Origin of the sequence: Citrobacter youngae, from assembly GCF_003818115.1 — a bacterium.
In the GTDB taxonomy this organism is placed as follows: domain Bacteria; phylum Pseudomonadota; class Gammaproteobacteria; order Enterobacterales; family Enterobacteriaceae; genus Citrobacter; species Citrobacter youngae.
The window spans coordinates 14,322-40,632 of sequence record NZ_RPOI01000014.1 but is presented as its reverse complement, the minus strand read 5'-3'; the positions used below and the strand labels follow the sequence as shown (position 1 = coordinate 40,632).

General features: G+C 51.1%; 26 protein-coding genes. 22 read left to right on the top strand and 4 right to left on the bottom strand.

Annotated elements, in window-relative coordinates:
* Nucleotides 1-207 precede the first annotated feature (207 nt).
* Together exbB and exbD are read left to right on the top strand one after the other, a co-directional pair.
* Nucleotides 208-942, top strand: coding sequence for a tol-pal system-associated acyl-CoA thioesterase (gene exbB, locus EHN13_RS11575; RefSeq protein ID WP_048213225.1), 735 nt, complete (start codon nt 208-210; stop codon nt 940-942).
* A gap of 6 nt (nt 943-948) precedes the next feature.
* Nucleotides 949-1,374 carry a TonB system transport protein ExbD gene (gene exbD / locus EHN13_RS11570; protein ID WP_048213224.1) on the top strand — a complete coding sequence of 142 codons (426 nt, stop codon included), beginning with the start codon at nt 949-951 and terminating at the stop codon, nt 1,372-1,374.
* Nucleotides 1,375-1,449: 75 nt separating this feature from the next.
* Here exbD and EHN13_RS11565 read toward each other — a convergent pair whose 3' ends face one another.
* Together EHN13_RS11565 and EHN13_RS11560 are read right to left on the bottom strand one after the other, a co-directional pair.
* Entirely contained in the window at nt 1,450-1,857 is a 408-nt protein-coding gene (locus tag EHN13_RS11565; RefSeq protein ID WP_048213223.1) for a hypothetical protein, read from the bottom strand.
* A 1-nt stretch (nt 1,858) separates the two neighbouring features.
* On the bottom strand, nt 1,859-2,263 hold the full coding sequence (locus tag EHN13_RS11560; RefSeq protein WP_048213222.1) for a hypothetical protein: 405 nt from the start codon (nt 2,261-2,263) through the stop codon (nt 1,859-1,861).
* A gap of 103 nt (nt 2,264-2,366) precedes the next feature.
* Between EHN13_RS11560 and EHN13_RS11555 the strand changes: the two genes are divergently transcribed.
* Nucleotides 2,367-2,870 carry an ESA_00282 family adhesion-associated protein gene (locus EHN13_RS11555; RefSeq protein WP_319026329.1) on the top strand — a complete coding sequence of 168 codons (504 nt, stop codon included), beginning with the start codon at nt 2,367-2,369 and terminating at the stop codon, nt 2,868-2,870.
* A gap of 77 nt (nt 2,871-2,947) precedes the next feature.
* On the opposite strand, the gene EHN13_RS11550 is transcribed toward EHN13_RS11555, so the two are convergent.
* Nucleotides 2,948-3,988, bottom strand: a complete 1,041-nt coding sequence (locus EHN13_RS11550; protein ID WP_101742484.1) for an aldo/keto reductase — start codon at nt 3,986-3,988, stop codon at nt 2,948-2,950.
* A gap of 155 nt (nt 3,989-4,143) precedes the next feature.
* Here EHN13_RS11550 and yghX point away from each other — a divergent pair, with 155 nt between their 5' ends.
* From yghX to hybG, 11 genes are all read left to right on the top strand, one after another.
* Entirely contained in the window at nt 4,144-5,031 is an 888-nt protein-coding gene (gene yghX / locus EHN13_RS11545) for a YghX family hydrolase (protein WP_124021418.1), read from the top strand.
* A 215-nt stretch (nt 5,032-5,246) separates the two neighbouring features.
* The gene (locus EHN13_RS11540; protein WP_115642838.1) at nt 5,247-6,887 is read left to right on the top strand and encodes a methyl-accepting chemotaxis protein; all 1,641 of its coding nucleotides are present in this window, start codon (nt 5,247-5,249) and stop codon (nt 6,885-6,887) included.
* An 85-nt stretch (nt 6,888-6,972) separates the two neighbouring features.
* Nucleotides 6,973-7,260: a DUF2623 family protein gene (locus EHN13_RS11535; protein WP_048213218.1), complete on the top strand. Its 288-nt coding sequence runs from the start codon at nt 6,973-6,975 to the stop codon at nt 7,258-7,260.
* 188 nt (nt 7,261-7,448) lie between these two features.
* Nucleotides 7,449-8,567, top strand: coding sequence for a hydrogenase 2 small subunit (gene hybO / locus EHN13_RS11530; protein WP_016154493.1), 1,119 nt, complete (start codon nt 7,449-7,451; stop codon nt 8,565-8,567).
* Nucleotides 8,568-8,569: 2 nt separating this feature from the next.
* A complete protein-coding gene (hybA, locus tag EHN13_RS11525; RefSeq protein ID WP_124021417.1) occupies nt 8,570-9,556 on the top strand; it encodes a hydrogenase 2 operon protein HybA in 987 nt (328 codons plus the stop codon).
* A complete protein-coding gene (hybB, locus tag EHN13_RS11520; protein ID WP_124021416.1) occupies nt 9,546-10,724 on the top strand; it encodes a Ni/Fe-hydrogenase cytochrome b subunit in 1,179 nt (392 codons plus the stop codon). Before hybA ends, hybB begins: the two co-directional genes overlap by 11 nt.
* A complete protein-coding gene (hybC, locus tag EHN13_RS11515) occupies nt 10,721-12,424 on the top strand; it encodes a hydrogenase 2 large subunit (RefSeq protein ID WP_003024476.1) in 1,704 nt (567 codons plus the stop codon). The genes hybB and hybC overlap by 4 nt, the downstream gene beginning before the upstream one ends.
* Complete coding sequence (locus EHN13_RS11510; protein WP_061068591.1) at nt 12,424-12,918, top strand: HyaD/HybD family hydrogenase maturation endopeptidase; 495 nt, start codon at nt 12,424-12,426, stop codon at nt 12,916-12,918. The genes hybC and EHN13_RS11510 overlap by 1 nt, the downstream gene beginning before the upstream one ends.
* Nucleotides 12,911-13,399, top strand: coding sequence for a hydrogenase-2 assembly chaperone (gene hybE, locus EHN13_RS11505; RefSeq protein ID WP_005123148.1), 489 nt, complete (start codon nt 12,911-12,913; stop codon nt 13,397-13,399). Before EHN13_RS11510 ends, hybE begins: the two co-directional genes overlap by 8 nt.
* On the top strand, nt 13,392-13,733 hold the full coding sequence (gene hypA, locus EHN13_RS11500; protein ID WP_003828349.1) for a hydrogenase maturation nickel metallochaperone HypA: 342 nt from the start codon (nt 13,392-13,394) through the stop codon (nt 13,731-13,733). Before hybE ends, hypA begins: the two co-directional genes overlap by 8 nt.
* A 30-nt stretch (nt 13,734-13,763) precedes the next feature.
* Nucleotides 13,764-14,012, top strand: a complete 249-nt coding sequence (hybG, locus tag EHN13_RS11495) for a hydrogenase maturation factor HybG (protein ID WP_048213216.1) — start codon at nt 13,764-13,766, stop codon at nt 14,010-14,012.
* A gap of 95 nt (nt 14,013-14,107) precedes the next feature.
* Here hybG and yghU read toward each other — a convergent pair whose 3' ends face one another.
* On the bottom strand, nt 14,108-14,974 hold the full coding sequence (gene yghU / locus EHN13_RS11490) for a glutathione-dependent disulfide-bond oxidoreductase (RefSeq protein ID WP_048213215.1): 867 nt from the start codon (nt 14,972-14,974) through the stop codon (nt 14,108-14,110).
* Nucleotides 14,975-15,191: 217 nt separating this feature from the next.
* Here yghU and EHN13_RS11485 point away from each other — a divergent pair, with 217 nt between their 5' ends.
* The 8 genes from EHN13_RS11485 (at nt 15,192) to tssD (ending at nt 26,239) form a co-directional block, all read left to right on the top strand.
* Nucleotides 15,192-17,480 carry an FdhF/YdeP family oxidoreductase gene (locus EHN13_RS11485; protein WP_124021415.1) on the top strand — a complete coding sequence of 763 codons (2,289 nt, stop codon included), beginning with the start codon at nt 15,192-15,194 and terminating at the stop codon, nt 17,478-17,480.
* A 153-nt stretch (nt 17,481-17,633) separates the two neighbouring features.
* On the top strand, nt 17,634-19,496 hold the full coding sequence (gene gss, locus EHN13_RS11480; RefSeq protein WP_124021414.1) for a bifunctional glutathionylspermidine amidase/synthase: 1,863 nt from the start codon (nt 17,634-17,636) through the stop codon (nt 19,494-19,496).
* A gap of 466 nt (nt 19,497-19,962) precedes the next feature.
* Nucleotides 19,963-20,460 (top strand): type VI secretion system contractile sheath small subunit, encoded by a 498-nt coding sequence (tssB, locus tag EHN13_RS11475; RefSeq protein WP_003024448.1) that lies wholly within the window; start codon nt 19,963-19,965, stop codon nt 20,458-20,460.
* A gap of 65 nt (nt 20,461-20,525) precedes the next feature.
* The gene (gene tssC, locus EHN13_RS11470) at nt 20,526-22,055 is read left to right on the top strand and encodes a type VI secretion system contractile sheath large subunit (protein WP_003024445.1); all 1,530 of its coding nucleotides are present in this window, start codon (nt 20,526-20,528) and stop codon (nt 22,053-22,055) included.
* A gap of 23 nt (nt 22,056-22,078) precedes the next feature.
* On the top strand, nt 22,079-23,416 hold the full coding sequence (tssK, locus tag EHN13_RS11465) for a type VI secretion system baseplate subunit TssK (protein WP_124021413.1): 1,338 nt from the start codon (nt 22,079-22,081) through the stop codon (nt 23,414-23,416).
* Between the two features lie 5 nt (nt 23,417-23,421).
* Nucleotides 23,422-24,063 carry a type VI secretion system protein TssL, short form gene (tssL, locus tag EHN13_RS11460; RefSeq protein WP_048213209.1) on the top strand — a complete coding sequence of 214 codons (642 nt, stop codon included), beginning with the start codon at nt 23,422-23,424 and terminating at the stop codon, nt 24,061-24,063.
* A gap of 3 nt (nt 24,064-24,066) precedes the next feature.
* Entirely contained in the window at nt 24,067-25,731 is a 1,665-nt protein-coding gene (locus tag EHN13_RS11455; RefSeq protein ID WP_124021412.1) for an OmpA family protein, read from the top strand.
* Nucleotides 25,732-25,747: 16 nt separating this feature from the next.
* Nucleotides 25,748-26,239 carry a type VI secretion system tube protein TssD gene (tssD, locus tag EHN13_RS11450; protein WP_003024437.1) on the top strand — a complete coding sequence of 164 codons (492 nt, stop codon included), beginning with the start codon at nt 25,748-25,750 and terminating at the stop codon, nt 26,237-26,239.
* Nucleotides 26,240-26,311: the final 72 nt, after the last annotated feature.

The following is a 26,311-nucleotide window of genomic DNA, read 5'->3' as shown; positions in this document are numbered from 1 at the left end:
GAATCTCATCTGCCGCGTCCTGCAGAACAGCCATAAAGTACAAAATATTCTCAAATCGATTTCTGGTGACTTTTTTACTGCGTGAGCGCAAGGAAAAGAAACCAAAGGTGCGGCACTATGTAAATAGTAATGAGAACGACTATCAATTCGACGTCGTTTTGATATGATTACGCTCAGATTTTGTGATTTGCGTCCTGGAGATACAGAGTGGGTAATAATTTGATGCAGACGGACCTTTCCGTCTGGGGTATGTATCAGCACGCCGATATCGTGGTTAAGTGCGTGATGATTGGGCTGATTTTGGCGTCAGTGGTCACCTGGGCTATCTTCTTTAGTAAGAGCCTTGAGTTCTTTACGCAGAAGCGCCGTCTTAAGCGTGAACAGCAAATGCTGGCAGATGCCCGCTCTTTAGATCAGGCAAGTGAGATTGCCGCTGGATTCGATGGCAAAAGCCTGGGCGCTCTGTTGATTAACGAAGCACAGAACGAGCTGGAACTGTCAGCAGGCAGTGATGACAACGAAGGGATCAAAGAGCGTACCGGTTTCCGTCTGGAACGTCGCGTTGCCGCCGTTGGCCGTCAGATGGGGCGGGGTAATGGATACCTGGCAACCATCGGGGCTATCTCTCCATTTGTCGGGTTGTTTGGTACAGTATGGGGCATCATGAATAGCTTCATCGGTATCGCACAAACCCAAACCACCAACCTGGCTGTTGTTGCTCCAGGTATTGCAGAAGCACTGTTAGCAACCGCGATCGGTCTGGTCGCGGCAATCCCTGCTGTTGTTATCTACAACATTTTTGCTCGTCAGATCGGCAGCTATAAAGCGATGCTGGGCGATGTCGCGGCGCAGGTACTGTTGCTGCAAAGTCGTGACCTGGACCTGAGTGCAAGCGCGTCTGCACACCCGGTACGTGCTGCGCAGAAATTACGTGTAGGATAATGTTCCATGGCAATGAGCTTTAATGAAAACCTGGACGATAACGGTGAAATGCATGACATCAACGTGACGCCGTTTATCGACGTCATGCTGGTATTGTTGATCATCTTTATGGTGGCAGCGCCACTGGCAACCGTGGATGTGAAGGTCAATCTCCCTGCATCCACCAGTACGCCGCAACCGCGTCCGGAAAAACCGGTTTACCTGTCAGTAAAAGCCGATAACACCATGTTTATTGGTAACGATCAGGTCACCGATGAGACGATGATTAACGAGTTAAACGCGCTAACTGAAGGTAAGAAAGACACCACCATCTTCTTCCGGGCAGATAAAACCGTCGACTACGAAACTATGATGAAGGTTATGGATACGTTGCACCAGGCGGGCTATCTGAAGATTGGTTTGGTCGGTGAAGAGACCGTGAAAGCCAAATAATCCTTGTTGCCGGGTACAGGTTTGACCTTACCCGGCAAGCTTCTCCTGATATCACTCCTCCGCAAGTCTTTTGCCTTATCTGTTCTCGTCCAACGCCACCGTAGTGATTTTTGTGGGCTCGTAGTTCCCATCGGATAGCTTACGGGTCAGGCGCAGTGTGGCAGTTTCACGTGCAAGCAGATGCTGGTATGTGCTTTCCAGACGGGCCATTATTTTGTCCCGCAATTCTGGTTGCTGAGCGATGATGGCCTCGATAGTGGCACCGTAAATCTCTTCTTTGGCTTGCAGTGCGTAGATTTCATGACGATTTTGCCATTTCATCCGCACCAGTGCGGCGGGTATAGAAACCATCTCTTGAGCAAGGCTTTCCAGCGTCGTGTTTTTATTGGCTATCAACACAGACAGATTTTGTTTTAAGACAAACTCATCGCTTTTGTGGTTATCTAAAGCCAAATAAACATTATTATCTTCAACATCTTTCATTTTATTTCTCTTCCAGAGAATAAAAAATAGGATCGTTGGTTTCGCGAGTAATTAAATTAAGCCAAATTTTGTTGCCTTGTTCATTTATCATGGTGGTTTTTTTGGCCAAAATTTTACTTAATTCCTGGGCATTAATGTCGCCTTCCGCCTGTAATGAATTGAGCAGACGAGTAAATGACTCAATTTTTGCGGCGCGGAAAAGGCGCTCTTTTAAATGACGATCGCACTCTTCAAATAACATATTCCGGGACTGGCCGGTAGCTGCGGAGCTAATCAAAATTTCTGATTCGTAATCACTTAGTTTTATCTTTCCCTGAGTCAAATTTTCACTATTTTCTGTGGTATTTGTATTGTTCGGGGTTGCGGATAAATGAAAACGAGAGGGAACAAGATGCTCGGGAAGCATGTTGAAATATCCTTTGCTGCCAATAATATGATGTTTTTAATAAGGTAGGCCGCGTTGACAATAGCATGGGGTAATTTTAAAATCAAAAAAAATGGAGCCCGCTATGAACAGTATATTTTATTCTGTTATTACCCTGCTATTGCTTACCTGCGGGGTACTTTTGCTAATGCGTAGTGCAAATAAAAACCGTTATGCAGAAGATGTTAACGCACAGCGCCAGCCGGAAATGCTAAGTAAAGAAGAGGGAGAAGATCATTTTTCTGCCCTGATGAATTCGATTACTCCGGTATGGTATTGGCGAGTCAATCACGAATATATTGATTTTATCCACTCCACAGTCAAGAGGATGACAATGGTGGAGCTGAATGAAACGCCCGGGCTCTTTGACGCGCAGCGGCGCTGTAGCGATCTTAACTCTGCGGTTTATAAGTATTATGACAATATTAAAAAGCGCTGCCTCAGCGGGGAGAAAGTCCCGCACGCCGATCTGGATGTGCTTAACTTGCGGCAGTGCTTCAGGGAGTTCAGCCTTGAAGCCTATCCTGCACTTGTCGCACTGGTATGGCCGGAATACCAGCGTCCGTTGATTAAAGAGGACGAGGTGTGAGGCGAGATTTACTTGCCACTCTCATCAGCAGGCCATTAAGGCCGGGTAGGACTACACCCGGCGTAATGTTCAGATCGTTATTTGTCTGATGAGGCCTGCCACAGATTGAGCTTGCCGTCCGCGACATGTTTATCAATCTGTGCCAGTTCTTCGGCGCTGAATGTCAGGTTTGCCAGTGCCTGAACGTTCTCGTCCAACTGCTCAGGTCGGCTGGCACCAATTAATACCGATGTGACCCGGTTATCTTTTAGTAGCCAGCTTAACGCCATTTGCGCCATCGACTGCCCACGTTGTTGGGCCATCTCATTGAGCAAACGCAGACTGTTAAGATTTGCTTCCGTCAGCATATTTTCCGTCAGCCCACGGACTTTTTTCCCTTCACGCTGCATGCGGGAACCATCAGGAATACCGTTGAGGTATTTCCCTGTCAGCAGCCCCTGCGCCAACGGGGTGAAGGCAATACAGCCCATCCCGTTGGATTCCAGCGTATCCAGCAATCCGCTGCTGTCTACCCAGCGGTTAAGCAGGTTGTAGGATGGCTGGTGGATAAGCAGCGGAATTTTCCATTCCCGCAGCAGTTCGGCCATCTTCTGCGTGCGCTCTGGCGAATAAGATGAGATACCGACATACAGTGCTTTGCCACTTTGCACAGCATGGGCCAGCGCGGAAGCGGTCTCTTCCATTGGCGTATTTTCATCAACGCGGTGCGAATAGAAGATATCGACGTAGTCGAGACCCATGCGCTTGAGGCTCTGGTCGAGGCTGGCCAGCAGATACTTGCGTGAGCCGCCAGAACCGTAAGGCCCCGGCCACATGTCGTAACCCGCTTTGGTCGAGATGATCAATTCATCACGATATTGTGCAAAATCCTCGCGCAGCAATCGACCAAAATTCTCTTCAGCACTGCCCGGAGGTGGCCCGTAGTTATTGGCTAAATCAAAATGAGTGATCCCTAAATCAAATGCTTTTCGCAGCAGTGCTCGTTGTGAATCCAGAGCGTGAACGTGTCCAAAACTGTGCCATAAACCCAGCGACAGCGCGGGCAGGCGCAAGCCGCTGCGCCCACAGTAGCGATAGAGCATTTGCTCATAACGTTCAGGATTGGCAAACCAGGCCATGAGATCTCCTTAGTGCAGGTGAATTTCAAAACAACGTTTCTATTCTAGCGGGTTCGTGGTGAATATCCCGTTCACCAGGTCACATTGGGATGAAAAACTGGGCAAAAACAGACCGCTGTGCTTTGCTTAAAAAAACATCACTCAGGAGTGCGACCATGCCGCGTCTGACTGCTAAAGACTTTCCGCAGGAGTTACTCGATTACTATGACTATTACGCCCATGGCAAAATTACGAAACGCGAGTTTCTGAATCTGGCGGCGAAATATGCGGTAGGTGGCATGACGGCACTGGCGCTATTCAATTTGCTGAAACCGAACTATGCCCTGGCAACGCAGGTAGAATTTACCGATCCCGATATTCTGGCAGAATACATTACCTATCCATCGCCTGATGGGCATGGTGATGTGCGAGGTTATCTGGTGAAACCCGCGAAGGTGACGGGGAAGGTTCCGGCGGTGGTAGTGGTACATGAGAATCGTGGGCTGAATCCGTATATTGAGGATGTAGCACGGCGGGTGGCGAAGGCGGGTTATATTGCGCTGGCACCCGATGGATTAAGTTCACTGGGCGGTTATCCCGGCAATGATGATAAAGGCCGGGAATTACAGCAGCAGGTTGATCCCGTTAAGCTGATGAATGATTTTTTTGCCGCTATTGAGTTTATGCAGCGTTATTCGATGGCGACAGGAAAGGTGGGGATCACCGGATTTTGCTACGGTGGTGGTGTGGCGAATGCAGCGGCTGTTGCTTTCCCTGAACTGGCATGTGCGGTGCCCTTTTATGGTCGTCAGGTTCCTGCTTCTGATGTCCCTAAAATTAATGCGCCTTTATTATTACACTATGCAGAACTAGACACACGAATTAATGAAGGCTGGCCCGCTTATGAAGCTGCACTCAAAGTGAATAAGAAAATCTATCAAGCATATATCTATCCCGGTGTTAATCATGGTTTTCATAACGATTCGATACCCCGTTATGATAAAGCAGCTGCTGATTTAGCCTGGGAACGCACTCTTGCCTGGTTTGATAAATATTTGTTATGAAAAACAACGCATTACTTACAGCTTTAGGTTAATTATCTGAATAATAATGCTACCTAATTTCATTAACATTCATATTGATATGACCAGCAGGGATAATAGATAGACTTAAAAAAGTAAAAAAATAAAGAACGTATTATATCTTCTTCATTGCCTGCCGATAACAAGGGGAAGTATCGCCTGATGGCGAATTCCTCATCAATGGCAAGGAAATTATTATGTATTTGCTGAAAAACTTCACTATTCGTATTGTCATGCTGGCGATACTGGGACTTTTTTGCCTGCTCTGGTCGGGCGTGGGTTTATTCAGTCTTCATGCTTTATCAAAAATATCAGAAGGCAACGATATTGACCGTCATCTTGTCAAACAGATGACGGTACTGAGTCAGGGGAACGATCAGTACTTTCGCTTTGTGACACGCCTGAGCCGTGCTGTGGATGTCAAAATTGGTGGTGAAACGCCTGATTTTGCACCTGCCCAGCAATCGCTGGATAATCTGAGCCAAAAGCTCCAGGAGATGAAAACATTGTCTCCAGGACCGATGGACCCGGAAATTTCAGCAGCAGTGCTGGCCAAGTGGCAAGCTTTGCTGGATAAAGGCGTGATACCGCAAATGCAGCTGGCGCAGCAGGGCTCGCTTACGGCGTTTTCGGAACATGCCAGCACGATTACGCCCGCACTGAGCCGTGAATTTGGTGCCAGCGCTGAGCTGTTTAATACCACCGCCGGAAAGAGACTTGATGCGACGCGTATCATGGTAGACGGTAAAACGTCGATCATTCGGACACTGATTATTACTGCCGTTATCCTCGGGATTGCCCTCCTGTTCTTCACCGATCGTTACCTCGTTACCATGATGGTGAAACCTCTCGGTCGCATTCGCTTGCAGTTCCGCCAGATTGCCCAGGGCGATCTCAGCCATCCAATTGAAGATTTTGGGCGTAACTGCGTGGGCCAACTGGTCCCTTTATTGTGCGCAATGCAGGACAGCCTGCGTGAAGCCGTAAGTACGATTCGTTCAGGCAGTGACAACATCTGGCGAGGCGCTACGGAAATTTCTACCGGCAATAACGATCTCTCTTCCCGTACTGAGGAGCAGGCCGCGGCGCTGGAAGAGACCGCTGCCAGCATGGAGCAACTGACCGCTACGGTAAAACTTAACGCCGAAAATGCGCGTGAGGCCAGCCAGCTTGCCGATACCGCAACAGAAACGGCAGGTAAAGGAAGCACCCTGGTTTCTGAAGTGGTCGACACCATGGACGGTATTGCTGCCAGTTCTAAACAGATCGCAGAAATTACCTCTGTCATTAATAGCATTGCTTTCCAGACCAACATTCTGGCGCTCAACGCCGCCGTTGAAGCGGCCAGGGCTGGTGAACAGGGACGTGGTTTTGCCGTGGTAGCAGGGGAAGTACGTAATCTCGCCAGCCGTAGCGCCGGTGCGGCAAAAGAGATTGAGACATTAATCGGTGAATCGTCGCGTCGTGTCGAACAGGGCGCTCGTCTGGTTAAAGAGACGGGATTAACCATGGAAGCGATTCTGCGCGGTGCCACCGAAGTGACCGTTATCATGAAACAAATTGCCTCTGCTTCTGAAGAGCAGAATAAAGGTATCTCGCAGGTTAGTGTTGCGATCACTCAGATGGACAGCGTGACGCAACAGAATGCCGCGTTGGTAGAACAAGTATCCGCTGCGGCAGTGGCGCTGGAACGGCAAACGGAAGAGCTACAACGCTCGGTGCAACAGTTCCGCCTGTCTGCGAATGATGTGCAATACGCCGCTGCCAATACCGCTTCCCCTTCCACAGAAAGCAGAACCTCTGCAGCACCTAAAACGGACGAGTGGGTGTCCTTTTAATCTGGCACAAAAAAGTGCGTGATACCTCTGGCCTTTGCTTAAAAAATCGCTATATAATTTGTTATATAGCGATTGGAGGTTATGCATGGACAACCATTTTGGAAAGGGCCTGATGGCCGGATTGAACGCCTCAAGTGCGGACAGTGCTCGTTCAGTGGCGAATTTTTGTTCAGATTATAAACGCGGTTTTGTTCTGGGTTTTTCACATCGAATGTTTGAAAAAACGGGTGACCGACAGCTCAGCGCATGGGAAGCGGGGATCCTGACGCGTCGTTACGGGCTGGATAAAGAGATGGTGATGGATTTCTTCAAAGAGAACCAGTCGAGTACAACAATTCGGTTTTTCATGGCCGGCTATCGGCTCGAAGCTTGATCCAAAAGGGGTATTATCTTGCTTTAATTAATTACACTATTGACCTACGCCTTCGTTTTGTTGCTCCGCCGAAGTATTATAATGCACATAACCATATAAAAAGTGTGGTAATGGCGCGCCGATCGCAATATGCAACATGCGAATGGTGCAAAATAAAAGCCAGGTCTTCGCAACGGAATAACAATAAAATGACTGGAGATAATTCTCTCATCAATTCGAACGGCATCAATCGCCGTGATTTCATGAAGCTTTGTGCAGCACTGGCCGCTACTATGGGGCTCAGCAGCAAAGCCGCCGCAGAAATGGCCGAATCAGTTTCTCGTCCTCAGCGCCCGCCGGTTATCTGGATTGGTGCTCAGGAGTGTACGGGTTGTACTGAATCGCTGCTTCGTGCGACACACCCTACAGTGGAAAACCTCGTTCTGGAGACTATCTCTCTTGAATATCATGAGGTGCTCTCTGCCGCCTTTGGCCACCAGGTCGAAGAGAACAAACATAACGCTCTGGAGAAGTACAAAGGGCAATATGTTCTGGTGGTAGATGGTTCTATACCACTAAAAGATAATGGTATTTATTGCATGGTTGCCGGTGAGCCAATTGTGGATCACATCCGCAGAGCGGCCGAAGGTGCAGCAGCTATCATCGCTATCGGCTCTTGTGCCGCATGGGGTGGTGTGGCTGCCGCTGGCGTGAACCCAACGGGTGCAGTCGGCTTGCAAGAAGTTCTGCCAGGCAAAACCATCATCAACATCCCAGGCTGTCCGCCTAACCCGCATAACTTCCTCGCCACGGTCGCGCATATCATCACTTACGGTAAGCCGCCGAAGCTGGATACCAAAAACCGTCCGACATTCGCCTATGGCCGTTTGATTCACGAACACTGCGAACGTCGCCCGCACTTTGATGCCGGTCGTTTTGCTAAAGAGTTCGGCGATGAAGGCCATCGTGAAGGTTGGTGCCTCTATCATCTGGGCTGTAAAGGGCCAGAAACGTACGGCAACTGCTCAACATTGCAATTCTGCGACGTTGGCGGCGTGTGGCCGGTAGCTATTGGTCATCCTTGCTACGGCTGTAACGAAGAAGGCGTCGGTTTCCATAAAGGCATTCACCAACTCGCCCATGTGGAAAACCAAACCCCGCGTTCAGAGAAGCCTGATGTCAACATGAAAGAAGGCGGCAACATTTCAGCTGGGGCTATTGGGCTGCTTGGCGGCGTAGTAGGACTGGTTGCCGGCGTCAGCGTGATGGCGGTACGTGAACTGGGGCGTCAGCAGAAGAAAGATAACGCTGACTCACGGGGAGAATAACCGTGAACAGACGTAACTTTATTAAAGCAGCCTCCAGCGGGGCATTGCTGTTGGGCGCCGCGCCGTCCATCAGCCATGCGGCTGCAGAAAACCGTCCGCCGATCCCGGGTTCTCTTGGGATGCTTTATGATTCGACGCTGTGCGTAGGCTGCCAGGCCTGCGTCACCAAGTGTCAGGATATCAACTTCCCGGCGCGTAACCCGGAAGGCGAGCAAACCTGGTCGAACAACGACAAATTGTCACCGTACACCAACAACATCATCCAGGTGTGGCGTAGCGGAACAGGCGTTAACAAAGACCAGGAAGAAAATGGTTACGCATACATTAAGAAACAGTGCATGCACTGTGTCGATCCAAACTGCGTCTCCGTTTGCCCGGTCTCCGCGCTGAAGAAAGACCCGAAAACCGGCATCGTCCACTATGACAAAGATGTCTGTACCGGCTGCCGTTACTGCATGGTCGCCTGTCCGTACAACGTCCCTAAATACGACTACAACAACCCGTTTGGTGCGCTTCATAAATGTGAACTGTGTAACCAGAAAGGCGTTGAACGTCTGGACAAAGGCGGTTTGCCGGGATGTGTTGAAGTGTGTCCTGCCGGTGCAGTGATTTTTGGTACCCGTGAAGAGCTGATGGCTGAGGCGAAAAAACGTCTCGCACTGAAGCCTGGCAGCGAATACCACTATCCGCGTCAGACAGTGAACGCTGGTGATACTTATTTGCATACGATACCGAAGTACTATCCGCACCTGTACGGTGAAAAGGAAGGCGGTGGTACGCAGGTTATGGTGCTGACGGGTGTTCCTTACGAGGATTTGGATCTGCCAAAACTGGATGATCTTTCAACCGGTGCGCGTTCCGAACATGTTCAACATTCCCTGTACAAGGGCATGATTTTACCCCTGGCTGCGCTGGCGGGCTTAACCGTGCTGGTTCGTCGTAACACGAAAAACGACCATCACGATGGAGGAGACGATCATGAGTCATGATCCTAAACCGCTGGGCGGAAAAATAATCAGCAAACCGGTCATTATTTTTGGGCCGCTTATCGTCCTGTGTATGCTCCTGATCGTGAAACGTCTGGTCTTAGGATTGGGTTCAGTCTCCGATCTGAACGGCGGTTTCCCGTGGGGCGTATGGATCGCGTTTGACCTGTTGATTGGTACTGGCTTTGCGTGCGGCGGTTGGGCGCTGGCGTGGGCGGTGTATGTTTTCAACAGAGGACAATACCATCCACTGGTACGTCCGGCGTTGCTGGCAAGCCTGTTTGGTTACTCGCTGGGTGGTTTGTCGATCACCATTGACGTCGGTCGTTACTGGAACCTGCCGTACTTCTACATTCCGGGTCACTTCAACGTGAACTCGGTACTGTTCGAAACGGCGGTCTGTATGACCATCTATATCGGCATCATGGCGCTGGAATTTGCGCCAGCTCTGTTTGAACGTCTGGGGTGGAAAGTTTCTCTCAAGCGTTTGAATAAAGTGATGTTCTTTATTATTGCCCTCGGCGCGCTGCTGCCGACCATGCACCAGTCTTCAATGGGTTCATTGATGATTTCTGCGGGCTATAAAGTACATCCGCTCTGGCAAGCTTATGAAATGTTGCCGCTTTTCTCGGTATTAACCGCCTTTATAATGGGCTTCTCGATCGTCATTTTTGAAGGCTCACTGGTACAAGCGGGTCTGAAAGGTAACGGTCCGGACGAGAAAAGTCTGTTCATTAAGCTGACGAATACCATCAGCGTGCTGCTGGCGATTTTCGTGGTCCTGCGCTTTGGCGAGTTGATCTACCGCGACAAGCTGTCGTATGCGTTTGCAGGCGATCTTTACTCCGTGATGTTCTGGATTGAAGTCGTGCTGATGGTCTTCCCGCTGGTGGTGCTGCGCGTCACTAAGCTGCGCAATGACTCGCGCATGCTGTATCTGTCTGCGCTGAGCGCATTGCTGGGTTGTGCGACATGGCGTCTGTCCTACTCGCTGGTGGCATTCAATCCTGGTGGTGGCTACCACTACTTCCCGACCTGGGAAGAACTGTTGATTTCTATTGGTTTTGTGGCTATTGAGATTTGTGCATACATCGTACTCATTCGTCTACTGCCGATACTTCCTCCTTTAAAACAAAACGATCAAAATCGTCATGAGGCGAGCAAAGCATGAGCCAGAGAATTACTATTGATCCGGTAACCCGTATTGAGGGTCATTTACGCATCGACTGCGAAATCGAAAATGGCGTGGTATCTAAAGCATGGGCTTCCGGTACCATGTGGCGCGGCATGGAAGAGATCGTGAAAAATCGCGATCCGCGCGATGCCTGGATGATTGTGCAGCGTATTTGTGGTGTTTGCACCACGACTCACGCTATCTCTTCCGTTCGTGCAGCTGAAAGCGCGCTGAATATTGATGTTCCGGTAAACGCACAGTACATCCGTAACATCATTCTGGCCGCGCACACCACGCATGACCATATTGTTCACTTCTATCAGCTGTCTGCGCTGGACTGGGTGGATATCACTTCTGCGCTGAAAGCCGATCCAGCGAAAGCATCTGCCATGCTGAACGGCGTGTCCTCCTGGCACCTGAACAGCGCAGAAGAGTTCACCAAGGTTCAGAACAAGATCAAAGATCTTGTTGCCAGCGGTCAGTTAGGCATTTTTGCTAACGGTTGCTGGGGTCACCCGGCAATGCAGCTGCCGCCGGAAGTGAACCTGATTGCGGTCGCTCACTATCTGCAGGCGCTGGAATGCCAGCGTGATGCCAACCGCGTTGTGGCGCTGTTGGGCGGTAAAACGCCGCACATCCAGAACCTGGCGGTAGGTGGGGTTGCTAACCCGATTAACCTCGACGGTCTTGGCGTGCTGAACCTTGAACGCCTGATGTACATCAAGTCTTTCATTGATAAGCTGAGCGACTTCGTTGAGCAGGTTTACAAGGTAGATACCGCGGTTATTGCTGCATTCTATCCTGAGTGGCTGGAGCGTGGTCAGGGCGCGGTTAACTATCTGAGTGCGCCGGAATTTCCGACTGACGGTAAAAACGGCAGCTTCCTGTTCCCGGGTGGTTACATTACTAATGAAGATCTGTCGACCTATCGTCCGATCACCTCTCACTCCGATGAGTATCTGATCAAAGGGATTCAGGAGAGTGCGAAACACGCGTGGTACAAAGACGAAGCGCCGCAGGCTCCGTGGGAAGGCACAACGGTTCCTGATTACACCGGTTGGTCAGATGACGGCAAGTACTCCTGGGTTAAAGCGCCGACCTTCTACGGGAAAACGGTTGAAGTGGGTCCGCTGGCTAACATGCTGTGTAAACTGGCGGCCAAACGCGAGTCTACCCATGCCAAGCTGAATGAAATCATCGCGATTTACACCAAGCTGACCGGTAAAACTATCGAAGTGTCGCAGCTGCACTCTACGCTGGGTCGTATTATTGGCCGTACCGTTCACTGCTGTGAACTGCAGAACGTTCTGCAGGATCAGTACAACGCGCTGATCGTGAACATCGGTAAAGGCGACCACACCACCTTCGTGAAACCGGATATCCCGGCAACGGGCGAATTCAAAGGTGTCGGTTTCCTCGAAGCGCCGCGCGGTATGCTGTCTCACTGGATGGTGATTAAAGATGGCATTATCAGCAACTACCAGGCGGTTGTTCCGTCAACCTGGAACTCTGGCCCACGTAACTTTAATGATGAAGTGGGACCGTATGAGCGCTCGCTGGTAGGAACGCCGATTGCCGATCCAAACAAACCGCTGGAAGTGGTTCGTACCATTCACTCCTTCGACCCTTGTATGTCATGTGCGGTGCATGTGGTGGACGTTGACGGGAACGAAGTGGTCTCAGTTAAGGTTCTGTAATGCGGATATTAGTCTTAGGGGTTGGCAATATTTTGCTGACCGACGAAGCCATCGGAGTACGTATCGTTGAGGCATTAGAGCAACGGTACATCCTGCCAGACTTTGTTGATGTTCTGGACGGTGGTACGGCTGGGATGGAGCTTCTCGGCGATATGGCGAACAGAGATCATCTGATCATTGCTGACGCCATTGTGTCGAAGAAAAACACGCCAGGAACGATGATGGTTCTGCGGGATGAAGAGATCCCGGCGCTGTTTACCAACAAAATCTCACCGCACCAGCTTGGCCTGGCCGACGTTTTGTCGGCCCTGCGTTTCACCGGCGAGTTTCCGAAAAAGCTGACGTTAGTCGGCGTTATTCCGGAATCGCTGGAGCCGCATATCGGGCTAACGCCAACGGTCGAAGCGATGATTGAACCTGCGCTTGAGCAGGTTCTTGCCGCGCTGCGCGAGTCTGGCGTTGAAGCTATTCCACGGGAGAAGGCACATGTCTGAGGAGTTCTTAGGCTTTCAGACAGCCCCGAAGCAGCAAATTCAGGCCGCGTTTGAAGAGGTTGCCCGGCGTTCGATGCACGATCTTTCTTTCCTGCATCCGAATATGCCGGTATATGTCTCTGATTTTACGCTGTTTGAAGGACAGTGGACGGGGTGTGTTATCACACCCTGGATGCTCAGCGCGCTGATTTTCCCCGGGCCGGATCAGGTCTGGCCGGTGCGTAAAGTCAGCGAAAAAATCGGGTTGCGTCTGCCGTATGGCGAAATGACCTTTACCGTGGGTGAACTGGAGGGTGTATCGCAATACCTCTCCTGTTCGCTGATGTCGCCGCTTTCGCACAGCATGTCTGCGCAAGAAGGTGTGCGCCTGACTGACGATTGCGCACGAATGCTGTTATCGCTGCCGGTAAGCGATCCAAATGCGCCGCAGCTCAACCGCCGCGCGCTGCTGCTGGGTCGTCGGAACTGCGAAAATGCATGAGCTGTCCCTTTGTCAGAGCGCGGTTGAGATTGTTCAACAGCAGGCAGAGCAGCACGGTGTCAAACGTGTAACCGGCGTTTGGCTGGAAATCGGGGCGCTCTCCTGCGTTGAAGAGAGCGCCGTGCGTTTCAGTTTCGACATCGTCTGTCAGGGGACGCTGGCCCAGGGTTGTGAGCTGCATATTGATTACAAACCCGCCCAGGCGTGGTGCTGGGATTGCAGTCAGGTCGTAGAGATCACCCAGCATGATGCGCAGTGTCCTCTCTGTCAGGGCGATCGTCTGCGGGTAGATGCTGGCGATTCACTGAAAGTGAAAAGTATTGAAGTCGAATAGCCCATAGGTTGCTATGGGGCGGAGTCAGATATGTGTATTGGAGTCCCTGGTCAGGTTCTGGCCGTTGGTGAAGATATTCACCAGCTTGCGCAGGTTGAAGTGTGCGGCATCAAGCGTGATGTCAATATTGCCCTGATATGTGAAGGCGAGCCTGCCGAACTGGTCGGGCAATGGGTGCTGGTGCACGTAGGGTTCGCCATGAGCATCATTGATGAAGATGAAGCTAAATTCACATTGGATGCACTTCGCCGCATGGAGTATGACGTCACCAGCGCTTGATTTTATGCCGGATGGCGGCGCAAACGCCTTATCCGGCCTACGCCAGGGCGTCTTTGTAGGCCTGATAAGACGCCCCGGCGTCGCCATCAGGCATTTTAAGCCTGTCGCTTATCTTCAGTATTGGTATCGAAGTCGCTGGCGTCATGGCGTTCATGAAGCTGCTCGTTCAGCGGTCCGTTAGTGCGATTTACAATACGGCCCCGCTTTACTGCCGGACGTGCCGCAATCTCTTTTGCCCAGCGCTGCACGTGCTTGTAGCTTGCTGCATCAAGGAACTCTGCCGCGTCGTACACGTTACCCAGAACCACATTGCCAAACCATGGCCAGACCGCCATATCGGCAATGGTGTATTCATCTCCGGCGACAAACTGATGCTGTGCTAACTGTTTATCCAACACGTCGAGTAAGCGTTTGGCTTCCATGGTGAAGCGGTTGATCGCGTACTCAATCTTCACTGGCGCATAGTTGTAGAAGTGGCCAAAGCCACCGCCGAGGAATGGGGCTGCGCCTTGTAGCCAGAATAACCAGTTCAGCGTTTCGGTGCGTTTTGGTAAATCCTGCGGCAGAAAATAGCCATACTTTTCCGCCAGATAGAGCAGGATTGCGCCAGATTCGAATACGCGAACCGGTGGGTTTTGCGAGTGATCGCGTAGCGCCGGGATCTTCGAGTTCGGATTCACCTCCACAAAGCCGCTGGAAAACTGATCGCCATCGCCGATGCGGATGATCCAGGCATCGTATTCCGCGCCCTTCACGCCCTGCGCCAGCAGCTCCTCCAGCATAATTGTCACTTTCTGCCCGTTTGGCGTACCCAACGAATAGAGCTGCAGCGGATGCTTGCCAACTGGCAGCGTTTTCTCGTGTGTAGCGCCGGAAACAGGGCGATTGATATTGGCGAATGCGCCGCCGTTCGATTTTTCCCACGTCCAGACTTTCGCGGGCTGATAGGTATTGTCTGACATAGTGACCTGCCTTCTGAGTGGTTGTTTGATGCAGTGTAGCAGCCAGGTAGAACTCAATTTAACAGATTGGGACTTTATGCCGTTTTGTGCTGAAAGGGGAAGATAAATCTAACCCGTTCATTGTACCTGGCCCGTACTCCATGAAGAGGAAATCAATGTTGGACGGAAATTGCTACCGTATTCACCATCAAAAATTGGCGGTGAATAAGCAGTAATAATGAAAAAGGGTGTTCCAGGAGTAAGCGGTTATCAGGGCCCGGCGGGTGGGTGGGGCGCGGTAAAAGCCGTCACTGCTTCGTTGTTTTCGCAAAAGGCTGTCGCCCGCGACATTATCGCGATGTTTAAAATGAACCAGGTGAAAGGGTTCGACTGTCCGGGCTGTGCATGGCCGGACCCTGGCCATCGGGCACCGATGGAGCTGTGCGAAAATGGCGTTAAGGCGGTCTCCTGGGAGACAACCAGCAAGAAAGCGTCACCGGAATTTTTCAGCCGTCATCCGGTTTCTACGCTCTGGCACTACAGCGATTATGAACTGGAAAATATCGGTCGTTTGACGCATCCAATGAAATACGATGCAGCGTCCGATACCTGGCAGGCGGTGGATTGGGATATCGCCTTCCAGGAAATCGGCGAGCGTCTGCGCAGTTATGATTCAGCCCAGCAGGTTGAGTTTTACACTTCTGGCAGAACGTCAAATGAGGCGGCGTTCCTGTATCAGTTGTTTGCCCGCGAATATGGCAGCAGCAACTTCCCTGATTGCTCAAACATGTGCCACGGACCGACCAGCGCAGGGCTAACGCCGGCCATTGGCCTTGGAAAAGGAACCGTTGAACTCGATGATTTTGACCACTGCGATCTGGTGATTTGTATCGGGCATAACCCTGGCACTAACCATCCACGTATGCTCACCACGCTGCGCGATGTTGCCAGACGCGGGGCTAAGATTATCTCCATCAATCCGCTGACCGAAAGAGGGCTTGAGCGCTTTAGTTTTCCGCAAAGTCCGAAAGAGATGTTCACCGGCCAGGCGACGGCGCTGAGCCACGACTACTACCAGGTCAAAATGGGCGGTGACGCCTCGCTGCTTAAAGGCATCATGAAGGCGCTGATCGAAATGGATGAAGCGCGGATCTTACTGGATCAGCAGCCAACGCTCGATCATGCGTTTATCGATGAGCACACCGCCGGATATGCCGCGCTGTATGATGACTTACGCCAGCGTAGCTGGGCGGAGCTGGAACAGGACTCGGGACTGACGCGCAGTCAGATGGAAGATCTGGCGCACAGTTACAGTAAATCCCGCGCCACGATTGTTTGTTATGGTCTGGGCATCACCCAACATAAAAACGGCACTGAGAACGTCCAGCAACTGGTAAACCTGTTGCTGCTGAAAGGCAATATAGGTAAGCCTGGGGCGGGGATCTGCCCGTTGCGCGGTCATTCTAACGTGCAGGGTGACCGTTCGGTGGGGATCAACGAGGCAGCATCAGAAGATTTCCTGCAACGCCTTGAGACGTATTTTTCTATCCGTGTACCGCGCAAACATGGCCGCTCCAGCGTGGAAAGTATTCGCGCCATCGAGCGGGGCGATGCAAAAGCGCTCATCTGCATGGGCGGCAATCTGGCGGTGGCGATGCCACAGCCGCAGCGTACTTTTGCGGCGATGAAAAAGCTGGATCTGCAGGTTCACGTTGCGACCAAACTGAACAGATCGCACCTGCTGCTGGCAAAACATAACTACCTGCTCCCCGCGCTGGGCAGAACCGAGCGCGATCTGCAGGCGACGGGCATTCAGTCGGTGACCGTCGAAGACTCGATGTCGATGGTCCACGCGTCCTGCGGGGCACTGAAACCGGCCTCCCGCTGGCTAAAATCAGAGCCCGCGATTGTGGCGGGCATAGCACGCGCCACGTTGCCTCTTTCGCCGATCAACTGGGAAGCGTTAACCGGGGACTACGCGTTGATCCGTGACGCCATTGAAGCCGTGATCCCGGCGTTCCACGATTACAACGCGCGTATTGCTGAACCGGGCGGATTTCGTATGGATACCCCTGCATCGCGCCGTGAATGGCGAACGGTAAATGGCAAAGCCAACTTTATCGTCAGCCATCAGCGGGCGGTAGAGCGGGAAAATCAGCCTGCTGATGCGCTGGTTCTGGCGACGCTACGTAGCCACGATCAGTACAACACCACGATTTATGGTCTGAACGATCGCTATCGCGGCATTACCGGTCGTCGGGATGTGGTGTTTTTAAGCGCCGAAGAAGCGATGAGCCGCGGTCTGAGCCAGGGTGATGTGGTCAACGTTCAGGCGCTGGACGACAACGGTCAGCCCTGCGCGGATCGCATCATGTACGGCTTAACGGTGGTGATTTACAACATGGCGGCGGGCTCAATTGGCGCGTATCTACCTGAAGCGAATGTCCTGCTCTCGTTGGACGCGGTAGATACACAAAGTTTGACTCCGGCCTATAAAAGCGTACCGGTCACCCTGACCAAAGCGTAGTTCCTGCTGTGAATTTTTCGCCTCTGAGCGCCAGCAGCTGCGTTGAGGTGTATGATGATGTCGACCTCTGTCCGGTTAGTGTCGCAGAGCAGGCAACCAGAGCGAAAAATTCACGCCAACCTGCTCAGGCTGTATTGTTTTGAGGTAAGGTGCATGAGCAAAGGAACGACCAGTCAGGATGCCCCATTCGGGACATTATTGGGCTACGCCCCAGGCGGCGTAGCAATCTACTCTTCAGATTACAGCTCCCTTGACCCACGGGACTACGACGATGATGCGGCATTTCGCAGCTATATCGACGACGAATACATGGGCCACAAATGGCAGTGCGTAGAGTTCGCACGCCGCTTTCTTTTCCTAAACTATGGCGTGGTCTTCACCGATGTAGGCATGGCCTGGGAGATTTTCTCCTTACGCTTCCTGCGTGAAGTGGTAAATGACAATATCCTGCCGTTACAGGCATTTCCCAATGGTTCACCCCGCGCACCGGTAGCAGGCGCGTTGCTTATCTGGCAAAAAGGCGGCGAATTTAAAGATACCGGGCATGTGGCGGTCGTTACCCAGTTGCTGGAAAACAAAATCCGTATTGCCGAACAGAACGTGCTCCATACGCCGCTGCCTCCCGGACAGCAGTGGACCCGTGAACTGGAGATGGTGGTTGAAAACGGTTGCTACACCCTGCGGGATACCTTTGACGACACCACCATACTTGGCTGGATGATCCAGACCGAGGATACCCGTTACAGCCTGCCGCAGCCGGAGATCGCCAATGACTCGCTGAAAATTGGCGGCGCACGTCTGGAAGATAACGGACAGTTTGACGGTAAATGGCTGGATGAACAGGATCCGCTGCAAAAAGCCTACGTGCTGGCGAATGGGCATGTGATTAATCAGGATCCGCATCAGTACTTCACCATTACCGAGAGTGCCGAGCAGGAGCTGATCAAAGCCACCAACGAGCTGCACCTGATGTATCTGCACGCGACTGACAAAGTGCTGAAAGACGACAACTTGCTGGCGCTGTTCGATATCCCGAAAATCCTCTGGCCGCGCCTGCGCCTTTCCTGGCAGCGTCGTCGGCATCATATGATTACGGGTCGTATGGATTTCTGTATGGATGAACGTGGACTGAAGGTGTATGAGTACAACGCCGATTCCGCCTCGTGCCATACCGAAGCTGGCTTGATTCTCGAAAGATGGGCCGAGCGGGGCTACACAGGGCAGGGACACAACCCGGCTGAAGGGTTGATCAACGAACTGGCAGGTGCCTGGAAGCACAGCCGCGCACGTCCGTTTGTCCACATCATGCAGGATAAGGATATCGAAGAAAACTATCATGCGCAGTTTATGCAGCAGGCGCTGCGTCAGGCCGGGTTTGACAGCAAAATTCTGCGTGGCCTCGATGAGCTACGTTGGGATGATGCTGGTCAACTGATTGACGGTGACGGTCGCCTGGTGAACTGTGTCTGGAAAACCTGGGCGTGGGAAACCGCGATTGAGCAGGTGCGAGAGGTCAGTGAAACGGAGTACGCCGCGGTACCAATTCGTACCGGGCATACGAATCAGGAAGTGCGTTTAATCGACGTGTTGCTGCGCCCGGAAGTGCTGGTCTTCGAGCCTCTGTGGACGGTGATCCCTGGCAACAAAGCGATTTTGCCGATTCTGTGGCAATTGTTCCCGCACCACCGCTATCTGCTTGATACCGATTTCACTGTTAATGATGAGCTGGCGCAAACCGGTTATGCGGTGAAACCTATTGCAGGACGTTGTGGCAGCAACATCGATCTGGTGAGTCATCAGGAAGAGCTGCTGGATAAAACCAGCGGTAAGTTTGCCGAGCAGAAGAACATTTATCAGCAGCTTTGGTGTCTGCCAAACATTGCCGGTAAATATATTCAGGTTTGTACCTTCACCGTAGGCGGTAACTACGGCGGTACCTGCCTGCGCGGCGATGAGTCGCTGGTGATTAAGAAAGAGAGCGATATCGAGCCGCTGATTGTGGTGAAGGAAGAGTAATCTTTTGGCATGTTCTTGATTGAAATACGAAAAGCTGGAGTATATCTCCGGCTTTTTTATTTATAGTTAAATTGGTGCTGATTAACTTTAAATAAGTTTCGTGATGTATATATATGGGCTTAAATATTTTTAAGGCTAATGTCTTATAACTTAAATGCATTCGTTTAATGAATGTATTCACCAATGATTAATTTTCGTCGCTTGTATCAGATAAATATTTTATTGATTTTAATTTTAAATAATAAACACTAATGTGTTATTTGGCTGATTAGTGATATCGATCATGTTTTCTCCCGTGGAATATATCGGATTCCGACTGCGTACTAATTATAATCATTAATTGTCATTAACAGTCATTATTGACTGCCCACAGAAATGACGTTGTAAGAAACACGTTGAGCGATTAGAAAATGCTCCGTCAGGAAATGCACAATATCGGCAGGAATCGCCGGTCTGAGAGGGACGTATGGGTGACAGTTTTCAGAATGAAGTGCCGACGGCACGCGTTAATATCAAGTTAGATTTACATACCGGAGGCGTGCAAAAAAAGGTTGAATTGCCGTTAAAACTTTTGACCGTGGGGGATTTCAGTAATGGTAGAGAACAACGACCATTATCGGAGCGCGAAAAGGTTGATATTAATAAGAATAATTTTAATGATGTGTTAGCTAAGTTCTCACCAGTAGTTAATTTGAGTGTTAAAAATACGTTGGCTGGTGATGACAGAAAGGACGATATTAACCTTACCTTTAAAAATATCCGCGATTTCGAACCCGAACAGGTCGCAAGAAATATCCCACAATTACGCGTTTTGTTAGCTATGCGTAACTTACTGCGTGACCTGAAATCTAACTTACTCGATAACGCCGCTTTTCGTCGCGAGCTGGAAATCATCCTTAAAGATCCGGACTTGAGTCAGGAATTGCGTGATGAACTGGCAACGATGATGCCGGAAGAGATTTAAGGCTATACAGGGTTTCCTCCGCTAAATCGGCAGGAATAGTAAAGGATCATAAAAGGAATATGTTGATGTCTGTTCAGGAACATACCTCTTCAGTCGCCACCACCACGACCAGTGAACGTAGCGTTTATCAATCCCTCTTTGACAAAATTAATCTTGCCCCGGTTTCGACATTAAAAAACGTCGATGCGTGGCAGAGCGATGAAGCGCTATCTGATGCCGCTCCGGCTGAACGCGTGACCGCTGCGATTCAGGTTCTGGTCTCATGTCTGGCGGATGCTGCGCAGCCCCTGGAACGTCTGGATAAAACGCTGCTCGATGAGCAGATTGCTCGCCTGGATAAGCAAATTAGCGACCAGGTTAATGAAGTTATGCACCATGCTGAATTTCAAAAACAAGAATCGCTCTGGCGTGGTTTGCATTCGATGATCACCGGCATCGATTTTCGCCGAAATGTCCGTGTAGAAATGATGGATATCAGCAAGGATGCGCTGCGTGATGATTTTGACGACGCGCCGGAGCTTATCCAGAGTGGGTTATACCGCCATGTTTATATTGAAGAATATGATCAACCAGGCGGCGAACCCATTGCGGCAATGATTTCAGCGTACGAATTTGATAACAGTCCGCAGGATATTGCACTGCTGCGCAATATTTCTGGCGTGTCGGCTGCTTGCCATATGCCGTTTATTGGTGCCGTGGGGCCGAAATTCTTCCTGAAAGAAAATATGGAAGAAGTCGCGGCCATAAAAGACATCAATGATTATTTCGAACGTGCTGAATACATCAAGTGGAAAGCATTTCGTGATAGCGATGATTCACGCTACATCGGGCTGACTATGCCGCGTGTGCTGGGTCGCCTGCCGTATGGCCCAGATACGGTGCCGGTACGCAGTTTTAACTATGTTGAAGAAGTTAAGGGGCCGGATCACGAAAAATATTTGTGGACCAGTGCCTCTTTCTCTTTCGCTGTGAACATGGTGAAAAGTTTTATCAAGAATGGCTGGTGCGTCCAGATCCGTGGGCCACAGGCGGGCGGCGCGGTTAAAGATTTGCCTATCCATTTGTACGATTTAGGTACAGGTAATCAGGTGAAAATCCCGTCTGAGGTAATGATTCCGGAAACCCGCGAGTTTGAATTCGCCAACCTCGGTTTTATTCCGCTTTCTTATTATAAGAATCGTGATTACGCCTGCTTCTTCTCTGCTAACTCGGCTCAAAAACCTGCACAGTTTGATACTCCGGAAGCGACGGCTAACAGTCGGATTAACTCACGTCTGCCGTATATCTTCCTGCTTTCTCGTATCGCTCACTACCTGAAAATCCTGCAGCGAGAAAACATTGGCACGACTAAAGATCGCCGTCTGCTTGAGCTTGAACTTAACAACTGGCTGCGCAGTCTGGTAACCGAAATGACCGATCCTGGCGATGATTTACAGGCATCACACCCGCTGCGTGATGGGCGTGTCGTGGTGGAGGATATTGAGGATAACCCCGGTTTCTTCCGCGTGCGCCTGTACGCTATTCCGCATTTCCAGGTTGAAGGTATGGACGTCAGTCTGTCGTTAGTTTCACAAATGCCTAAGTCGAAATCTTAACGACGCAGCGCACAGGAGGTGCGATGAAGATCTATCGTCCGTTATGGAGCGAGGGGGCCTTTCTGGCTCCCCAGCAGTTTCAGCAACAGACTCGTTGGGATGCCTATGTCGCTGACGTTGTGGCTCACATGTCACTTTCATCACCGTGGGGCGTCATCAGCGCGGAGTTTGACGAAAGTGCGCTAACGGTTTCCCGTTTGAATCCCGTTAATCTGGTGGTGCGCTTCCCTGACGGTACGTTAGTGGATACAGGTATTTCAGATAACCTGCCTCCGGCGTGTGATTTATCGCACCTTACTGGTTACAACAGCGTTGATATCGTGCTGGCATTGCCGCTGCTTTCGGCTAATGGCGGTAACCTTTCATCAGGCAACGGCGTTAGCCGCCCGTGTCGCTGGCAGCAGGAATGGCTGCCAGTGCAGGATCTCGCAGGCCAGGAGCAGACTGATATGGCGGTGCTGCGGCATGCTATTACCCTCCGGTATGCCCACGACGATAACAGCGCTTATCTCACCTGTCCGGTAGCTTGCCTTATTCGTAATGCTCAGGGGCAATGGGAATTAGGGCACGATTTTTTACCACCCTCGCTTTCACTCTCAGCGAGCCCCTCATTAATCAATTCGCTCGGTGATTTGGTACACCGTATCCAGGCCCGTTGCCGCCGTCTGATGGCCTTGCGCCGTGAAAGTAATGAACGAATGGCGGATTTTGCGGTAGCAGACGTTTCATTGTTTTGGCTGCTGAATGCGCTTAATAGCTCGGAGCCTGTTCTGAAAGAAATGCTGCAAAACCCAGGTCGTCACCCCGAGCTTTTGTGGCGGGAGTTGGCGCGGTTAGCCGGCAGCCTGCTGACCTTTTCATTAGAAAATGATGTCAGCGTTGTACCTCCATACCAGCACGCAAATCCGCAGCAGGTATTCCCGCCACTGTTTGCACTGCTGGTGGAACTACTGGAAGCCAGCCTGCCATCTCGCGTTGTCGCGATTGAACTGACGCAGGAGCGACAGTTCTGGTATGGCGCTCTGTCGGATGCCCGACTGCGTGAAGGCGCTGATTTTTATCTGTCCGTTCGTTCGGCTCTTCCAGCGCATGTCCTCCTGACGCAGTTTCCACAGCTGTGTAAAGCAGGGAGTCGGGCTGATGTGTCGGATGTCGTCAATGTGGCACTTAGCGGCATTCCATTAAAACCGCTGACGCATGTACCCGCAGCCATCCCACTGCGACTGGAAAATCAATATTTTGCTCTTGAGATTAATCATCCAGCCGCCCAGTCCATGCTGGACGCCGGTAATTGCGCTTTCTATGTGCCGGGAACGTTGGGAGAGATTCAACTTGAGCTATTTGCAGTATTAAGGGATTGAAATAAATGAATAAGGATATTGATCAGGTGTTCTGGCCAACCTGGCTTGCTGTAAGCCAATTACGCGATGGGTCGGAAGTCGACGATGGGGCTGCTTTCTATCGCCGGGCCTGCCAATGGATTGATTCTGCACGTGAGGCCTTACGTGACATGGGATACAGCGAACACAGCGTTGAGCACATGCTCTATACGCAATGTGCATTACTGGATGAAAGCGTGTTGAACCGCAACCGCCAGGATAGCGGTTATATCACCTGGCTTGCGACACCTTTACAGGCTCGCTATTTCAACACCACCAATGCCGGGGAAGAACTTTGGGAGCGCATTCGTACCGTACTGCGCGAGCCCGTTCCTGATACCGCCGTATTAACCTGCTTTTATCGCGCAATCACGCTCGGTTTTGTTGGGCGTTATCGTGAGCAAGGAGACGAGCGTCGTGAAGATGTTCTTGAAGCGCTGACGACTCAGGCAATGCCTTTTAAGTTAAAGCACGATGCGCCAGTCATCATGCGGGCTTCCGGATTCTCTGGCGGTAAGCGCCGCTGGTGGCTGGCATGGCTTGTCGGCGCACTGGCGTTGGGTGCTTTATGGCTCACATTTTCTCATGTCTTACAAGGGCAGATTGCTCAGCTTATTGGGCAGGGTTAAGACATGGCTCAGTTGCGAGGGATCGTGAACTATGTACTGGCGACCGTGCTGGCTTTGTTGCTGGTCTGGGGATTCAGTCCGTTAAGTGCAGGTGTTCGCAGTGGTCTTACCGTCTTTATTTTACTGTTTTCCATTCCAGGGATCGTTTATGGCTGGCGCCAGTATGGTCGGTTGACGTCTGCTCATTCTGCTCATGACGTTCCGCTCCCTCCAGAGAGTTTCAGTGGACCTGTTGTGCTGGTATGTGGCGATACTGCTCCCTTGTTTGCCGGACGTGGCGATTCCTGCGAGAGTTCACAGGGCTGGTATTTATCTGTTCAATCCCCAGAGCATTACAGTGCTCTGGTTCGTCAGATAGCTGTGCAGCGTCCGGGGCTTCTTATGCGCGTTTCCGTGATGCTGGCATTGATCCCGGAACGGCATAATGATGAAGACGCGCTTAAGCACATGCTGCTCAGTTGGCGGCGGGTGGTGACCCAGAGTCGGCGTTGGTTATCAGGTATACCGCCGTTTTGGCTGTGTTGTTGGCTGAATTCTCCTCAGTGCAATGAGACTGTGCGTTGGTTTATTCGCACCCCTCAGGATACTGAAGTGCAGTCGGCTACAGGATTAGATGATTTTGTTCCTTTCTCATCGCAAGAGCACTCGGCTCGCCATTCTCATCTTACACATGCAGTGTGGTTAGATACTTTACTGGGTTGGCTGAAGAAGGTACAAGGCGACGCCGAGCGCCATGCTCCGCCACTTTTCTCTGCTTTACGGGTTGTGTGTTTCACCTCATTAGCGGCCTGTGAAAATAACCTGTGGCAGCGGCATATCACCGATCAAACAACGATTTCTCCTGCGGCTTCTGCCGCGTCCGAACTGCTGCCTTTTCCTGATTTAGCATTGCCTTTTTTATCCCGCCGCCGGGCGCTGACAGCATTTCAACGAACTGTGGGTATAAGTGGTCTGCTATGCGGCATTTTTGTTGGACTGGCGATGGCATGCAGCTTTATCAATAACCAGCATCTCATCAGGATCACAAACGATCATCTGACACTATACCGCCATCTTAGCGGCAATCCTGTCGAGCCAAAGATTCAGGCTCAGGATCAACTTCGTCGGGATGCGCAGCGGCTTGATCGCTGGTATCAGCGCGGCGAACCCCTTTCTCTTTCAATGGGATTGTACCAGGGGATGAGATTGATCCCACCTTTGCAGGCCGCAATCAGCGACTGGTTGCCACCTGAAAAACCAAAAGCGATCTCCCCGCAAACCGTGCGTCTCAACAGCATGTCGCTGTTTGATACGGGCAAATGGGCGCTAAAAGCGGGTTCAACAAAAGTACTCATTCGAGCTTTGGTCAATATCAAAGCCAGACCCGGTTGGCTGATAGTCATCGCCGGGCATACCGATGATGTGGGTGACGATAAATCTAATCAACAGCTCTCTCTCAAACGTGCGGAATCTGTTCGCGACTGGATGCGTGATACCGGTGACGTCGCAGAGAGTTGCTTTGCCGTTCAGGGTTACGGTGAATCACATCCCTACAAAACCAACGATACGCTGGAGGGTCGGGCTGCCAACCGCCGTGTAGAGATCAGTCTGGTTCCGCAGGTTGATGCCTGTCGGGTGCCGGGCATGAGGGAACCGTCACCGCAAGATGGTGACGCATTAGCGAAGTAAAAATGGAGAAAGAGTTATGGCAATTCCAGTCTACCTTTGGCTGAAAGATGACGGCGGTGCGGATATTAAAGGCTCTGTTGACGTGAAAGACCGTGTGGGCAGTATCGAAGTAGTGGCTCAGGAACATAACCTGTACATCCCTACCGATAACAACACCGGTAAGTTGACCGGGACGCGCATCCATACCCCATTCCTTTTCACTAAGGAAATCGATGCCTCCAGCCCGTATCTGTACAAGGCTGTAACGACCGGTCAGACCCTGCGCCAGGCAGAGTTCAAATGGTATCGCATTAATGATGCGGGTCAGGAAGTGGAATACTTCAACACCACTCTGCACAACGTGAAAGTGGTGAAAGTAAATCCTGTTATGTACGACATCAAGGATCCGGCTAAAGAGAAGCACAACCACCTGGAACAGATAGAACTGCGCTACGAGAAAATCGTCTGGACGTATAAGGATGGCAACATTATCCATTCTGACGCCTGGAACGAGCGTACCACCGCGTAATGCACTAACGGATGAGGATTTCCTCATCCGTTTTTTTATGCCCTCTGCTGAGCGTCCGGAGTGGGGGGTTAA

Coding starts and splice junctions, on each gene's coding strand:
- exbD (WP_048213224.1), top strand. CDS start 949: ATGGCAATGAGCTTTAATGAAAACCTGGACGATAACGGTGAAATGCAT.
- EHN13_RS11565 (WP_048213223.1), bottom strand. CDS start 1,857: ATGAAAGATGTTGAAGATAATAATGTTTATTTGGCTTTAGATAACCAC.
- EHN13_RS11560 (WP_048213222.1), bottom strand. CDS start 2,263: ATGCTTCCCGAGCATCTTGTTCCCTCTCGTTTTCATTTATCCGCAACC.
- EHN13_RS11555 (WP_319026329.1), top strand. CDS start 2,367: ATGAACAGTATATTTTATTCTGTTATTACCCTGCTATTGCTTACCTGC.
- EHN13_RS11550 (WP_101742484.1), bottom strand. CDS start 3,988: ATGGCCTGGTTTGCCAATCCTGAACGTTATGAGCAAATGCTCTATCGC.
- yghX (WP_124021418.1), top strand. CDS start 4,144: ATGCCGCGTCTGACTGCTAAAGACTTTCCGCAGGAGTTACTCGATTAC.
- EHN13_RS11540 (WP_115642838.1), top strand. CDS start 5,247: ATGTATTTGCTGAAAAACTTCACTATTCGTATTGTCATGCTGGCGATA.
- EHN13_RS11535 (WP_048213218.1), top strand. CDS start 6,973: ATGGACAACCATTTTGGAAAGGGCCTGATGGCCGGATTGAACGCCTCA.
- hybO (WP_016154493.1), top strand. CDS start 7,449: ATGACTGGAGATAATTCTCTCATCAATTCGAACGGCATCAATCGCCGT.
- hybB (WP_124021416.1), top strand. CDS start 9,546: ATGAGTCATGATCCTAAACCGCTGGGCGGAAAAATAATCAGCAAACCG.
- hybC (WP_003024476.1), top strand. CDS start 10,721: ATGAGCCAGAGAATTACTATTGATCCGGTAACCCGTATTGAGGGTCAT.
- EHN13_RS11510 (WP_061068591.1), top strand. CDS start 12,424: ATGCGGATATTAGTCTTAGGGGTTGGCAATATTTTGCTGACCGACGAA.
- hybE (WP_005123148.1), top strand. CDS start 12,911: ATGTCTGAGGAGTTCTTAGGCTTTCAGACAGCCCCGAAGCAGCAAATT.
- hypA (WP_003828349.1), top strand. CDS start 13,392: ATGCATGAGCTGTCCCTTTGTCAGAGCGCGGTTGAGATTGTTCAACAG.
- hybG (WP_048213216.1), top strand. CDS start 13,764: ATGTGTATTGGAGTCCCTGGTCAGGTTCTGGCCGTTGGTGAAGATATT.
- yghU (WP_048213215.1), bottom strand. CDS start 14,974: ATGTCAGACAATACCTATCAGCCCGCGAAAGTCTGGACGTGGGAAAAA.
- EHN13_RS11485 (WP_124021415.1), top strand. CDS start 15,192: ATGAAAAAGGGTGTTCCAGGAGTAAGCGGTTATCAGGGCCCGGCGGGT.
- gss (WP_124021414.1), top strand. CDS start 17,634: ATGAGCAAAGGAACGACCAGTCAGGATGCCCCATTCGGGACATTATTG.
- tssB (WP_003024448.1), top strand. CDS start 19,963: ATGGGTGACAGTTTTCAGAATGAAGTGCCGACGGCACGCGTTAATATC.
- tssC (WP_003024445.1), top strand. CDS start 20,526: ATGTCTGTTCAGGAACATACCTCTTCAGTCGCCACCACCACGACCAGT.
- tssK (WP_124021413.1), top strand. CDS start 22,079: ATGAAGATCTATCGTCCGTTATGGAGCGAGGGGGCCTTTCTGGCTCCC.
- tssL (WP_048213209.1), top strand. CDS start 23,422: ATGAATAAGGATATTGATCAGGTGTTCTGGCCAACCTGGCTTGCTGTA.
- EHN13_RS11455 (WP_124021412.1), top strand. CDS start 24,067: ATGGCTCAGTTGCGAGGGATCGTGAACTATGTACTGGCGACCGTGCTG.
- tssD (WP_003024437.1), top strand. CDS start 25,748: ATGGCAATTCCAGTCTACCTTTGGCTGAAAGATGACGGCGGTGCGGAT.